This is a genomic window from Arthrobacter sp. Soil782 (assembly GCF_001428435.1).
GTDB lineage: Bacteria > Actinomycetota > Actinomycetes > Actinomycetales > Micrococcaceae > Arthrobacter_D > Arthrobacter_D parietis.
The window spans coordinates 1,143,893-1,156,692 of sequence record NZ_LMSO01000001.1 but is presented as its reverse complement, the minus strand read 5'-3'; the positions used below and the strand labels follow the sequence as shown (position 1 = coordinate 1,156,692).

The window sequence follows — 12,800 nt, the reverse complement described above, 5'->3', positions numbered from 1 at the left end:
ACCAAGCATCCTTAGCTTATCTGCGCGGAACGCCGCTGGCTAGCTCACCGTCAGAGCGTACGGATCATCCTGGTATTGCCGAGGGTATTGGGCTTCACGCGTGCCAGGTCCAGGAATTCCGCTACGCCTTCGTCATGCGAACGCAGGAGTTCCGAGTACACAACGGGATCCACCGCCGACTGGTCCGCCATCACATGGAACCCGTGGCGGCGGAAGAAGGCCTCTTCGAAGGTGAGGCAGAAAACCCGCTGCACACCGATAGCGCGCGCTTCCTCAAGCAGCGCATTGACGACGGCGGTGCCCACGCCCCTGCCCCGCGCCGCTGCGGCGGTGGCCAGCGTACGGATCTCCGCGAGATCCTCCCACATGACATGGAGGGCTCCGCACCCCAGCACACCGCCGTCGTCGTCTTCGGCGATTTTGAACTCCTGAAGGCCCTCATAGTAGGCAACCGTTTCCTTGGCAATCAGGATGCGCTCTTCTGCGAGCGGGGCCACCAGCTGCTTGATAATGGGCACGTCAGCGGTGGTTGCCCGGCGAATATGAAAGGACTGGCTCATTCAACCCAGTGTAGGGACCCGGACGTACCTCAGATTCCCAACTCCAGGGGAAGGTCCACCTTCTCGCCCAGCAGGTGACGGGCCAGGAAGTGCTCGACGACGGAGTACCAGATCTTCGCGTGCTGCGGCTTGAGGATCCAGTGGTTCTCATCCGGGAAGTACAGGAAGCGGTGCTCAGTCTCCCCGTCCGGCCCGGCAGGCAGCTGGGACTTGGACAGGAGCTCGTACCAGAGCCGCAAACCTTCGCCGATCGGCACGCGGTAATCCTTGTCGCCGTGGATCACCAGCATCGGCGTGCTGATCTTCCCGACATGCGTGTGCGGGGAGTTCTCGAGCGCCATCTCGGCCGTCATCTCCTTCTCCCAGTAGAAAGAGGCATCGGTGGTGGGCCCGAATTGGTCCAGGGCCCACAGGCTGGCGTGCGTGACGATCGCATTGAACCGATCCGTATGCCCGGCCACCCAGTTGGCCATGTACCCGCCGAACGAACCGCCCATCGCCGCCGTGCGGCTCTCATCGATGTCCGCACGCGCCACCACAGCATCCGTTGCGGCCATGAGGTCCGTGTAGGGCGCGTCTCCCCATGCGCCCCAGCCGCGTTCGATCATCTTCTGTCCGTAACCCGTGGAGAGTGCGGGGTCCGGCAGGAGGACGGCGTATCCCTGGGCGGCCAGCAGCCACGGCGACCAGCGCCAGGTCCACGCGTTCCAGGATCCGAGCGGGCCGCCGTGGATCCAGAGCAGCAACGGCGCGGGCGCAGATGCGCCGGCTCCTTCCGGCAGGACGAGATAGGACTTCACGGCGTGCCCGTCCGCGCCGACAGCCTCCACCCGCTCCAGCGTTCCCGGCAGCGCAGGGCGCTCACTCGGCGCCGGCAGCGGCGCAACAGTGCCCGTGGCAAGCTCGATGCGCACAGCCTCCGGCGGGAACTCGTAGGAACTGCGCAGCGCGTAGGCGGTGGAACCGTCAGGCGAAATAACGACGTCGGTGTAGGCAGCAGCATCCACCGTCACCTGCCGCACGTCGCCGCTGGCGACGTCAATAACGAACACCGGCGCCGCGCCGTCGTCGTCCGCTGTGACCACCAGTGCGCTTCCATCCGGAAGCCAGGCGGCAGGAGCAGGCCAGCGGTCCCAGCCGGAGGCAAGGGGCGCCAGGGAACCTCCAGCGGCAGGAAGCAGCCCGAGCTCCACGTTCGGCGGCGAATCGGGGCCGGTGCGGTGCCGGACCACCACGACGGCGGTTGAGCTGTCCGGGCTGATCGGGCCCGCGTCGTAGTCATAATCAGGGTGTTCGAGGAGAACGGAGCGCTCCCCGGTGGCAGTGTCGACGCGCACCAGCACCGACCGCTGGTCCCCGCCTCCGACGGGTACGGTCTGCGCTGTGAGCAGGAACGTACCGTCCGGACTGAGGCGCGGGCTCGCGTTCCGGAGTGCGGAGCCGATCCCGCCGGTCACATTGCGGAGCGTGACGGAGGGCTCGTCGTCGAGCGTGATCTTGCCGGCTTCACCGGGCTTACCGGGCTCACCGGGCTCAACCAAGAAGTAGCGTGGCTCGGCGGGGCCCAGATCGGCATCCCAGTGACGAACCGGGTAGCCCGTGTGCAGGATTGCGGCGACACCGGCGTCCTTGCGGGCTTTGCGGCGTTCTTCGTCGTCCGCTTCATCAGTTGATCCGGCCAGCACCTCAGCAACGACGACGACGGCGTCAGCCTCCGCTGCAGCGAGGACCGATTGCACTCCTCCCGGGCGGGTGTGCACTACCCGGGCTTCGCCGCCGGCGGCCGGAAGCTTCCAGAGCGCTGGAACCGGTTCCTCCTCCGCATTGTCCGGGTCCGGGCGGGCGGACGTGAAAAGCAGGTCGCCGCTCCTAAGGAAGGCGGCGCCCGATTCTCCCTTTGCGCTGCGGGTGATGCGCCGGGCCGGTTGGCGGCCGGATGGGTCCAGCTCCCACAGGGCGGAGGTGTAGGCAGTGCCCTTGGAGTTGAGGGTGGCCACCGAGGTAACCAGCCGGGTGCCGTCGGCGCTCAACGAAAGCCCACTCAAACGCGGTAGGGCGACGAAACGATCCAGGTCATGGAAGGCAGTGGTGTTCGCTGGGGTGGGCGAATCTGGTACGAGTGTCATGGAACATCTTTATCATCCGATGTGCTCCAGCTCACAACCCGGCGTCGTTCCGAATGCGCTTAAAAGAACCTGCCCGTATCGGCGGACCGATACGGGCAGGTGTGCTTGAGAGTGCCCGGGTTACTCGGGAACGACCGCCTCGATTGCCGCCGGCGAATCCTCGATCTCCTTGGGAGCACCATGCCCCACGAAGGTGAATTTTGCTTCGTCGCCCTCGCCCTCGACATCTACCGAGACGAGCTCTCCGGACTTGATCTCTCCGAAGAGAATCTTTTCGGAAAGCTGGTCTTCGATTTCGCGCTGCATTGTCCTGCGCAGGGGGCGTGCGCCCATTGCCGGATCATAACCGCGGGTCGCGAGCAGCACCTTGGCCGCAGGTGTGAGTTCGATGCTCATACCCTGATCTGCCATCCGCTTGCTCAGGCGGTCGAGGAACAGATCCACGATCTGGACAATCTCGTCCTGGGTGAGCTGCGGGAACACCACGGTGTCATCAACACGGTTGAGGAACTCGGGGCGGAAGTGCTGCTTCAGCTCCTCCGTTACCTTCGCCTTGATGCGGGTGTAACCCGTGTTGGTGTCAGTGCCGGACTGGAAGCCCGTCATGACGCCCTTGGAGATGTCCCGGGTGCCGAGGTTGGTGGTCATGATGATGACGGTGTTCTTGAAGTCCACCACACGGCCCTGGCTGTCAGTCAGGCGGCCATCCTCGAGGATCTGCAGCAGCGAGTTGAAGAGATCGGCGTGAGCCTTCTCCACCTCGTCGAACAGGACAACGGAGAACGGACGGCGACGGACCTTTTCGGTAAGTTGACCGCCCTCTTCATAGCCCACGTATCCGGGGGGCGCACCGAAGAGCCGGGAGACGGTGTGCTTCTCCGAGTACTCCGACATGTCCAGTGTGATCAGTGCATCTTCATCTCCGAAGAGGAACTCAGCAAGCGCCTTGGCGAGCTCGGTCTTTCCAACGCCGGTGGGACCGGCGAAGATGAACGAACCGCCCGGACGCTTCGGATCCTTCAGGCCTGCACGGGTCCGGCGGATGGCCTGGGAGATTGCCTTGATGGCGTCATCCTGACCGATGACCCGCTTGTGCAGTTCATCTTCCATCTTGAGCAGCCGCGAGGACTCTTCCTCGGTGAGCTTGAAGACGGGGATGCCGGTGGAGTTCGCCAGAACCTCGGCGATCAGCTCCTCGTCAACCTCGGCGATGTCATCGAGACCGCCTGACTTCCAGCGGCGCTCCTTGTCCATGCGCTCGTCATGAAGCTTCTGCTCACGATCTCGCAGGCGGGCTGCACCCTCGAAGTCCTGGGCGTCGATAGCGGATTCCTTCTCCCGCTTCACGGACGCGATGCGCTCATCGATTTCCTTGAGCTCCGGCGGAGCGGTCATGCGGCGGATACGCAGCCGCGCTCCGGCTTCATCGATGAGGTCAATGGCCTTGTCCGGCAGGAACCGATCGGAGATGTACCGCTCGGCAAGGTTGGCAGCCGATGCCAGTGCGGCATCAGTGATGGAGACACGGTGGTGTGCCTCATAGCGGTCCCGGAGCCCCTTCAGGATTTCAATGGCATGTGCCACCGAAGGCTCCTGAACCTGGATTGGCTGGAAGCGGCGCTCAAGGGCCGCGTCCTTTTCGATGTGCTTGCGGTATTCATCCAGCGTGGTGGCGCCGATGGTCTGAAGCTCTCCACGCGCCAGCATGGGCTTCAGGATGGACGCGGCGTCGATAGCGCCCTCTGCCGCGCCGGCACCAACGAGCGTGTGGATCTCATCGATGAACAGGATGATGTCGCCGCGTGTGCGGATCTCCTTCAGGACCTTCTTGAGGCGTTCCTCGAAGTCACCGCGGTAGCGGGATCCGGCAACCAGTGAGCCGAGGTCCAGGGTGTACAACTGCTTGTCCCGGATGGTCTCGGGTACATCTCCGCGGACAATCGCCTGCGCGAGGCCCTCGACGACGGCCGTCTTGCCGACGCCGGGCTCGCCGATGAGCACGGGGTTGTTCTTGGTGCGGCGGGAGAGGACCTGCATGACGCGTTCCATCTCGAGCTCGCGGCCGATGACCGGATCGAGCTTGCCCTCGCGGGCCGCCTGGGTGAGATTGCGTCCGAACTGGTCCAGTACGACGGACCCGGCAGGGGTGCCCTCCTGCTGCTGGCCACCTGATGCCACAGGTTCTTTGCCCTGGTACCCGGAAAGCAGTTGAATGACCTGCTGACGGACGCGGTTGAGGTCAGCGCCGAGCTTGACCAGAACCTGCGCGGCAACGCCCTCACCCTCACGAATGAGACCGAGCAGAATGTGCTCAGTGCCGATGTAGTTGTGGCCGAGCTGCAGTGCCTCGCGGAGAGACAGCTCCAGCACCTTCTTGGCACGCGGCGTGAAGGGGATGTGACCGGAAGGAGCCTGCTGGCCCTGCCCGATGATCTCCTGCACCTGCTCGCGCACAGCGCCGAGGGAAATGCTGAGCGACTCAAGCGCCTTTGCGGCGACACCCTCACCCTCATGAATTAGCCCAAGCAGAATGTGCTCGGTGCCGATGTAATTGTGGTTGAGCATGCGGGCCTCTTCCTGGGCCAGCACTACAACTCGACGGGCACGATCCGTAAATCTCTCAAACATGAGACACACTCCTAGCTAACGCGTAGTTCGATGCTACGTGCCCACGGATGGCTTGTGGAGCGTGTTCGCCACAGGCGAGATAGGCCGGCGGGCCCTGCTCGGAGGTGCGCTAGCGCTGCGCAGCCCGGTATGCCTCGATGATCTCGGAATTGACGCGCCCCCGCGAAGAGACGTTGTAACCGTTTGCCTTTGCCCATTCGCGGATCTGCGCGGCTTCCTGATTGCGGGCGGCGGGTGCGCCCTGCCGCTGTTTACCCTGGCTCTCGCGCCTGGCGGAGGAGACATAGGTGGACAGCGCACTGCGCAACTCCTCCGCGTGCACTGAGGAAAGATCAATTTCATACTGCGATCCGTCGAGGCCGAACCTTACGGTTTCATCTGCCTCACCGCCGTCGAGGTCGTCAATCAGAATGATTTTGACTTTCTGCGCCATAACAATCTCCTCAATCGGCCTATCGAGTATTCAAGAGACATTATCGTCCGCATTAAACCCAGACGTCAAAAGAGAGAAAATGATGATCAGGCTTTTTACTGCTTCCCGGGCGGCACATCATCCGGCGACGGTGTCGGTTTTACTATTTCATTCTCCCTGTTGCGGCGTTCTGCGGATTCGGCCTCACGCTCGGCCCGGTCCGCGTTGAAGATCGACTTCATGACGAAGTAGAAGATGAGCCCAACGGCAAGGGAAGGCAGGAGAACAGCCAAATACTCCATGAATTAACCCAACTCCGGCTTCAACAGCGGGAATAGGATGGTTTCCCTTATTCCCGTGGAAGTGAAAAGCATGACGAGCCGGTCAATGCCCAGGCCGATCCCGCCCATCGGAGGTGCGCCGTATTCAAGGGCACGAAGGAAGTCTTCGTCCAATTGCATGGCTTCCTCGTCACCGGCAGCTGCCCGCCGTGACTGTTCGGTGAGGCGCTCCCTCTGAATGACGGGATCAATCAGTTCGGAAAACGCGGTTCCACGCTCCATGCCGCCGATGATGAGGTCCCATGCCTCAATCAGCTGCGGCTGGTCGCGGTGGGGACGGGCCAGGGGCTGCGCTGACGGCGGATAGTCATATACGAACGTCGGCTGCACCAATGTCGGCTCGACAATTTCACTGAAGAGTTCCAGGACAAGCTTTTCCGCGTCCCAGTCCAGGTCCACGGAAACTTCGTGTTCTTCAGCTACCGTCAACAACGTTTCCCTGTCAGTGTCCGGAGTGATAACACGTCCAACTGCCTCGGAGAGCCCCGGATAAACCCCGAGCCAGCGCCATTCGCCGTCCAGGTCAATGGTCCCGGCTCCGGATTCAATCTGGCGCGATCCCAGAAGGTCAGCACAATTCAGGATGATCTCCTTCATGCGGTCGGCCATCACGAACTGGTCAGCATAAGCCTCGTAGCACTCGAGCATCGTGAATTCCGGACTGTGCGTCGAGTCGACGCCCTCATTGCGGAAAATGCGACCAATTTCATAAACGCGGTCGATTCCCCCGACAACTGCCCGCTTCAGATAGAGCTCCAGCGCAATGCGAAGGGTCATCTTCTGATCAAAGGCATTAACGTGGGTCTCGAACGGCCGCGCGCTGGCGCCGCCATGGACCAGTTGGAGGATCGGCGTTTCCACCTCGATGTATTCATGCGAGTGAAGCGTCTCACGGATGCTGCGCGTGATCATTGCCCGCGTCCGGACCATCTGGCGCGCTTCCTCGCGCACCAGCAGATCCACGTAGCGCTGGCGGACTCGTGTCTCCTCGTTGACCCCGGCGTGCAGGGTGGGCAACGGGCGCAGCGCCTTCGACGCCATAGCCCAGCCTGTAGCCATCACCGACAGTTCGCCGCGGCGTGAACTGATGACTTCCCCCGAAACCTGCACATGATCGCCCAGATCCACCGTTGACTTCCACTCCGCCAGGGGCTGCTCGCCGACGGCGGCGAGGCTCAGCATCGCCTGGAGACGGGTTCCGTCGCCCTCCTGGAGCGTCGCGAAGCACAATTTTCCGGTATTCCGGAGGAAGACTATCCGGCCAACCACGCTGACGTTCTCACCGGTTGAGTCACCGGCCTCGAGACCGGAGAAGCGGTCCCGGATCTCGCCCAGGGAAGATGTCCGCTCCGGCTTGACCGGATACGGCTCCTCACCGCGCTCCAGCAGGCGCGCGCGCTTTTCCATGCGGATGCGCATCTGCTCGTTGAATTCTTCGGTGGAGAGGGCTGGCTCAGTGGTCACGGTATCTAAGGTTACCGGTTCAGCCTTACGTGCCGGCCGGGTCCGCAAGCAGCGGTTGATTGTCAATGAGCCTGACGCTGCCCACCCTTGCGGCAATCAGCGCGAGTGCCTCCCCCGAGAAGGGAGTCTCGCGGCAGTTGAAGGCGAGCGGTTCCAAAGTATCCGGGTCCACCACCTCGAAATACTCCAGCTGCACGAGCGGCTGGCTTTCCACCAGTGCGACGGCGGATTCCAGGTCCAGCGGTTCGCAGCGGACAGCGCGCTCCGCCAACAGGCGCAATGCGCGGGACAGGACAAGGGCGGCATCCGCCTCCTCTGCCGTCAGGAAGCGGTTCCGGCTCGAGAGCGCCAGCCCTTCGGCAGACCGCACCGTGGGTACCGCACGGATGTCCGCCGTGAAGCTGAGGTCGCGGACCATCCGGCGGATCAGTGCCAGCTGCTGCGCGTCCTTCTGCCCGAAGTAGGCCCGATACGCGGCGTCGGCGGCGGGCCAGGCCAGATGCAGCAACTTGGCGACGACGGTGAGCATCCCGTCGAAATGTCCCGGCCGGAATTCGCCCTCAAACCTTTCGCCGAGGCGTCCGGCGGAGAGCCGGACCAGCGGTTCGCCGCCCGGATACATTTCTTCCCGGGACGGCACGAAGACCAGGTCGACACCGTAGCCCCCAAGGATTTCCAGGTCCGCCTCCAGCGTTCGGGGGTACCGGTCAAGGTCCAGCGGGTCCCCGAACTGAAGGGGATTGACGAAGATGGTGGCAACAACGACGTCGTTCTCTGTCCGTGCAGCGCGGGCCAGCGCCGCGTGGCCCTCATGGAGGGCGCCCATCGTGGGGACGAGCCCCAGGCTGACGGGGCCGGGACCTGCCGCAGCCAGCTGTTCGGCGACCGCAGCACGCAGCTCCGCCGTAGTAGTGAGAACCCGTGGCCTCATTCGCTTTCTTCCTTTCCGGGCCGTGCCAGCGCCTCAGTGATTGCGCGTTCCTGCTCCGCGGACAGGAGCCCGCGTTCCAGTGCGCGGGAGGCAGTCACCGCGGCTAATCGCGTATAGGCACGGGAAATGTCTTCGGGCGATTCGGCGAGGGCAGCGGCGTGCGCCGCGACCGTACCGGTGTCACCGCGTGCAACCGGCCCAGTGAGTGCCCCCTCGCCCGCGGCGAGCGCGTTCTCAAGGGAGGCACGCATCAGCGGCCCGAGCATTCGGTCCGGCCGCTCCACACCAATGCTGCCGAGCAACTGTGTTGACTGCGCAGCGAGGGTGACCAGGTGATTCGACGCGTGCGCAAGCGCCGCGTGGTACAGGACGCGGTCCTCTTCCTCGATGACCACCGGCTCAGCGCCCATCTCGACCACGAGTGCCTGCGCCACCGGGAGGACGGCGGTGGGCGCTGTGACACCGAACGTGCAGTCGGGCAGGCGCGTGAGGTCCAGGCTCATGCCGGTGAACGTCATCGCAGGGTGCAGCGCTAGCGGGATGGCGCCAAGCCTCCGCGCCGGGTCCAGAACGGCCGTTCCGTAGCGGCCCGACGTGTGCGCGACGAGCTGGCCGGGCTGCCAGGCACCAACGGCGGCCAGGCCGGAGACGAGATCCGGCAGGGCGTCGTCGGGCACTGCCAGCAGGACAAGCTCCGCCCGTTCCACGATCTGCTCGATCCCAAGCAGCGGGACCCCGGGCAGGAGGTTCTCGGCCCGTTCCCTGCTTGCTTCGGAGACAGCGGAAACTCCGACGACGGCGTGTTCGGCTGCACGTAGGGCAGCACCCAGAACGGCACCGACCCTGCCTGCGCCGATCACTCCGACGCCAAGCCTCCCGGGTTTCCGGCGGGGGCCTCCAGCGCCGGGACGGACCGGACGCTCAGGAACGTTCATGGTCTGGACCTTCCAGGTATGAGGGCGGTGCCGGCATGACGGGTGCGTCGGCAGCCGCATCCGTCTCTTCCATCTGCTCCTGCGCCGGGACGGGCCGCATCCACTGTTCGGGACCGCTGCGGCGTCGGGCATCGGCCGCCCGCCCGGCCTCTTCGGAGAACAGCCGCCAGGCGTCCGCTTCAGGGATCTGCCGGACGCGGGGAGAGACCGGCCCGGGAGTGGTGTGCAGGATGAGGTCAGCCACCCCGAACCTGCGCGCCAGCGGGCCCTGGTGAAGGGCCAGGGACTGAGTGCGTTCATGCGGTACGACGGCGACCTGCCGCCACCACGCACCTGACCGGGCCAATAGCGCGGTGTCGGTCACCGCCACCCCGTTGCGCCGCCAGGCGAGCGGCGCAATGAGGCGTGCACGCCGCGGGGTGGTGATGAAACCGGCAACGGAATCCCTGCCTGACAGGCCTGCCGAGAACACATCGACGGGCGAGTCTGTCCCCGGATCGGGAAGCACCAGCGCAATTACCTGGAGAACCTCGTCCAGCGTCCCCACCGGAAGGAGGGTGGCGCGTGCCTGCGCCTCGCCACTCGCGGACGCGCCGTAGCCGGCCACGTTCACGGTGACCTTGTACCAGCCCTTCAAGCGCCACAGGGGTGACTGGACCACGCCGACCGCCTGCACCCGACCGGGCGGCACTGTCTGTGTGCGGGTATCGAGAAGCCCGTAGCGGATGCGAATGCCGTCCGGTGAAATCGCTGCCCGGAAGTTGAACCCCGTGTTCAGCACGTTCCAGTAACCGCTGACCACACCGATGAGGATGGGAACGAAAGCCGCCAGCAGCGCCCCGGTCTCAAGAGCGAAGGCAAACACCACCACGCCGATCAGGCCGAGCACCACCGCAACGGTGTTGCCGGAGAGTGCCGCGGCGCCCAGCACGCGGGCAGGAGTGAGGGCAAGGACCTCGCGTTCGGGTGCCTCGGGGATGTCCTGTGGGTGCTCCGGATCCACGACGACGCCGGCTGCCCGCGCCAGGATGGTTGCCCGCAGCTTCTGAGCCTCCCCCAGTTTCAGGAAGGAGAGCCGTACCGCCGACTCCCCGGCGTCCGCCACATCGAACTTGAGCTCCGCGAGCCCGAACAGCCGCGCGAGGAACGGCTGGACGACATCGATGGCCTGCACCCGGTCCAGCCGCGCCTGCCGGTGCTGACGGAAAACCACTCCCGAATTGACCCGAACGTGCTCCTCGGTCACCTGGTAGCGCGTGTAGTACCAGGAGAGGAAGAACCCGGCCGCGATCAGCAGCACGACGCCGACGACGATGGCTATGGCAAGGGGAAGATTGCCTACCCCTTCTCCCCTGAATCCTCCAGGCTCTCCGGTCAGGAGACCCTCGAACCAATCGCGGCCGCCAAAAAAGATCAGCGCGGCAATGGCAATCCAGCCGCGGACGAGCGGCGAAATGATGTGGACGCGCTTCCATTCCTCGGGTGAAGCGGAGAGCACCGCCGGGTCAGGTACGGCGCCGGTCACAGCCCTGCCAGCTTCGCTTCACCGCGTGCCGAGAGCTGTTCACGCAGCCGCGCTCCCTCGCTGGAAGGAAGCCCTGGGATTTCGGCATTGGTGCCCGGCGACGCCGTGTGCAGCTTGAGCGTGCACAGGCCGAGGGCGCGTTCAATCGGCCCTACCGCGACGTCGACATACTGCATCCGGCCGTAGGGCACCACCATGGTGCGCTGGAAGAAGATGCCCTGCCGGACCAGCAAATCCTCATTGCGCTCCGCATAGCCGATAGCGCGCACCTGACGGGGCAGGAGCAGTCCACGCCACCCGGCAAAGATGACGACGACGGCGGGCAGCAGCCACGCGAGCAGGAACGGAAAGCGGGGCAGCACCCCCGTCAGCAACAGGACGAGCGGAACAGAGAAAATCAAAAGGAAGATGAGGCTGCCGATCGCCCACCCTACAAGCCGGACCCTGAGGTACTTGGGTGAGACCCGTGTCCACTCAATACCCGCCGGGTCAATTGGTTCCCTACGCATACTCCCCCTCGCCGCTCTCACGCCTCGTCTCCGACCCGGCCTCATCATCCGGCGGAAGCTTACAGAAGCTTTCCACGATCAGTCCGACTGCAATCATGACTATGCCACCGGCAATCACCGCCAGCGAACCCCACAATGGACCGAGATTGCTGCGAACTCCCACCAGCGTCAGCTGATCGGCGAGGATCCCCGCGTGCCAGCCGGTGGTCAGGGCGCCCGCATAGGCCGTGGCCTGCGCGAGCACCACGGTGCGTGCCGCCAGGATCGGATCGAGGACCCGCTTGCGATTGCCGCCGCGCCAGCGCCTCACCCGGAGCCCGAAAATAAGTGTCACCGCGACGACGGCGGCGATGGTCAACAGCGAACTCAGCGGCAGCGACGGGGTGGGGTACCCGTTGCGGGTTGCCCACCAGTTGACCAGCCACCCGGCGGCACCGAACACCAAACCGATCAGAACCAGCCAGCCGATGCGGATTGATCCCACGGCTCTGCTAGGCCCCCTCGAACGGTACGAGGCCGGGGAGATCTTCTGCCTGCTGGACAAGCTCCGCGACCGGGCGTCCCGACAGCGTAGCCGTTCCGTCCATCCACGCCCAGGGCTGCAGGACAAAGGCCCGCTCCGCCGCGCGGGGATGGGGCAGGGTCAGCTTTTCGTCATCCGAGACGAGATCGCCGTAGGTGATGATGTCGACGTCGAGAGTGCGCGGGCCCCACCGGACAGAGCGGACCCGGTGGTGCCTATTCTCAACGGCCTGACAGTGCTCGAGCAGTTCATACGGCCCGAGGTCCGTTTCGATCTCGATCACCATGTTGAGGTAATCCGGCTGCTCCGGCCCGCCGACGGCCTTCGTCTGCACGATCGGCGACACTTCACGCAACCGCACGTTCGTGGAGTCAACAAGGTCAGCAACGGCAAGGGACAGCGTGTCGCGGCTTTCGCCGAGATTGCTGCCCAGCGCGAGGATGGATCGCACCGTGCCGCTCATGTGCGCTCCCGGAAGATGGAGACGGCGACGTCGCCAAACGGCACCTCGATGGGCGCCTTGGGTTTGTGCACGATGACCTCGACGGCGTCCACGGCGAACGAGGAAAGAATAGCGGAGGCTATACGCTCAGCCAGTGCCTCAATGAGATCAAGCGGCTCACCCGTAATGAGTTCGACGACCTGTTCGGCGAGTTCGCCGTAGTGCGCGGTGCGCGTGAGGTCATCGCTCTCACCTGCCGGCCGCAGATCGAGGTGAAGCACCACGTCGACAATGAAGGGCTGGCCATCACGGCGCTCATGCTCGAACACCCCATGGTGCCCGACGGCGGTAATCCCCGTCAGTGTGATCCTGTCCCGCTGGGCGGGAGAACTTTGTGCCATGAT

General features: G+C 64.5%; 13 protein-coding genes. All 13 read right to left on the bottom strand.

Annotated features, from left to right (window positions below; all coding sequences use genetic code 11):
- Window positions 1-50: 50 nt before the first annotated feature.
- The 13 genes from ASH00_RS05550 to folB all read right to left on the bottom strand — a co-directional run bounded on the left by ASH00_RS05550 (window position 51) and on the right by folB (window position 12,797).
- Window positions 51-560 carry an amino-acid N-acetyltransferase gene (locus ASH00_RS05550; protein ID WP_056545782.1) on the bottom strand — a complete coding sequence of 170 codons (510 nt, stop codon included), beginning with the start codon at window positions 558-560 and terminating at the stop codon, window positions 51-53.
- A gap of 29 nt (window positions 561-589) precedes the next feature.
- Entirely contained in the window at window positions 590-2,686 is a 2,097-nt protein-coding gene (locus tag ASH00_RS05545; protein ID WP_056545780.1) for a S9 family peptidase, read from the bottom strand.
- Window positions 2,687-2,806: 120 nt separating this feature from the next.
- Window positions 2,807-5,314 carry an ATP-dependent Clp protease ATP-binding subunit gene (locus ASH00_RS05540; protein WP_056545777.1) on the bottom strand — a complete coding sequence of 836 codons (2,508 nt, stop codon included), beginning with the start codon at window positions 5,312-5,314 and terminating at the stop codon, window positions 2,807-2,809.
- A gap of 109 nt (window positions 5,315-5,423) precedes the next feature.
- A complete protein-coding gene (locus ASH00_RS05535; protein WP_056545775.1) occupies window positions 5,424-5,747 on the bottom strand; it encodes a histone-like nucleoid-structuring protein Lsr2 in 324 nt (107 codons plus the stop codon).
- Window positions 5,748-5,842: 95 nt separating this feature from the next.
- A complete protein-coding gene (locus ASH00_RS05530) occupies window positions 5,843-6,028 on the bottom strand; it encodes a hypothetical protein (RefSeq protein ID WP_056545774.1) in 186 nt (61 codons plus the stop codon).
- A gap of 3 nt (window positions 6,029-6,031) precedes the next feature.
- Window positions 6,032-7,486 (bottom strand): lysine--tRNA ligase, encoded by a 1,455-nt coding sequence (gene lysS / locus ASH00_RS05525; RefSeq protein ID WP_082565955.1) that lies wholly within the window; start codon window positions 7,484-7,486, stop codon window positions 6,032-6,034.
- A gap of 70 nt (window positions 7,487-7,556) precedes the next feature.
- Window positions 7,557-8,462, bottom strand: a complete 906-nt coding sequence (gene panC, locus ASH00_RS05520) for a pantoate--beta-alanine ligase (protein WP_056545770.1) — start codon at window positions 8,460-8,462, stop codon at window positions 7,557-7,559.
- Window positions 8,459-9,397, bottom strand: a complete 939-nt coding sequence (locus ASH00_RS05515; protein ID WP_056545767.1) for a Rossmann-like and DUF2520 domain-containing protein — start codon at window positions 9,395-9,397, stop codon at window positions 8,459-8,461. Before ASH00_RS05515 ends, panC begins: the two co-directional genes overlap by 4 nt.
- Complete coding sequence (locus ASH00_RS05510) at window positions 9,384-10,922, bottom strand: PH domain-containing protein (protein ID WP_056545766.1); 1,539 nt, start codon at window positions 10,920-10,922, stop codon at window positions 9,384-9,386. The genes ASH00_RS05515 and ASH00_RS05510 overlap by 14 nt, the downstream gene beginning before the upstream one ends.
- A complete protein-coding gene (locus ASH00_RS05505) occupies window positions 10,919-11,431 on the bottom strand; it encodes a PH domain-containing protein (RefSeq protein WP_056545764.1) in 513 nt (170 codons plus the stop codon). The genes ASH00_RS05510 and ASH00_RS05505 overlap by 4 nt, the downstream gene beginning before the upstream one ends.
- Window positions 11,424-11,915 carry a DUF3180 domain-containing protein gene (locus ASH00_RS05500; protein ID WP_056545763.1) on the bottom strand — a complete coding sequence of 164 codons (492 nt, stop codon included), beginning with the start codon at window positions 11,913-11,915 and terminating at the stop codon, window positions 11,424-11,426. Before ASH00_RS05500 ends, ASH00_RS05505 begins: the two co-directional genes overlap by 8 nt.
- 7 nt (window positions 11,916-11,922) lie before the next feature.
- Window positions 11,923-12,417: a 2-amino-4-hydroxy-6-hydroxymethyldihydropteridine diphosphokinase gene (gene folK, locus ASH00_RS05495; protein ID WP_056545761.1), complete on the bottom strand. Its 495-nt coding sequence runs from the start codon at window positions 12,415-12,417 to the stop codon at window positions 11,923-11,925.
- A complete protein-coding gene (gene folB, locus ASH00_RS05490) occupies window positions 12,414-12,797 on the bottom strand; it encodes a dihydroneopterin aldolase (protein ID WP_056545759.1) in 384 nt (127 codons plus the stop codon). Before folB ends, folK begins: the two co-directional genes overlap by 4 nt.
- Between the last annotated feature and the right edge of the window lie 3 nt (window positions 12,798-12,800).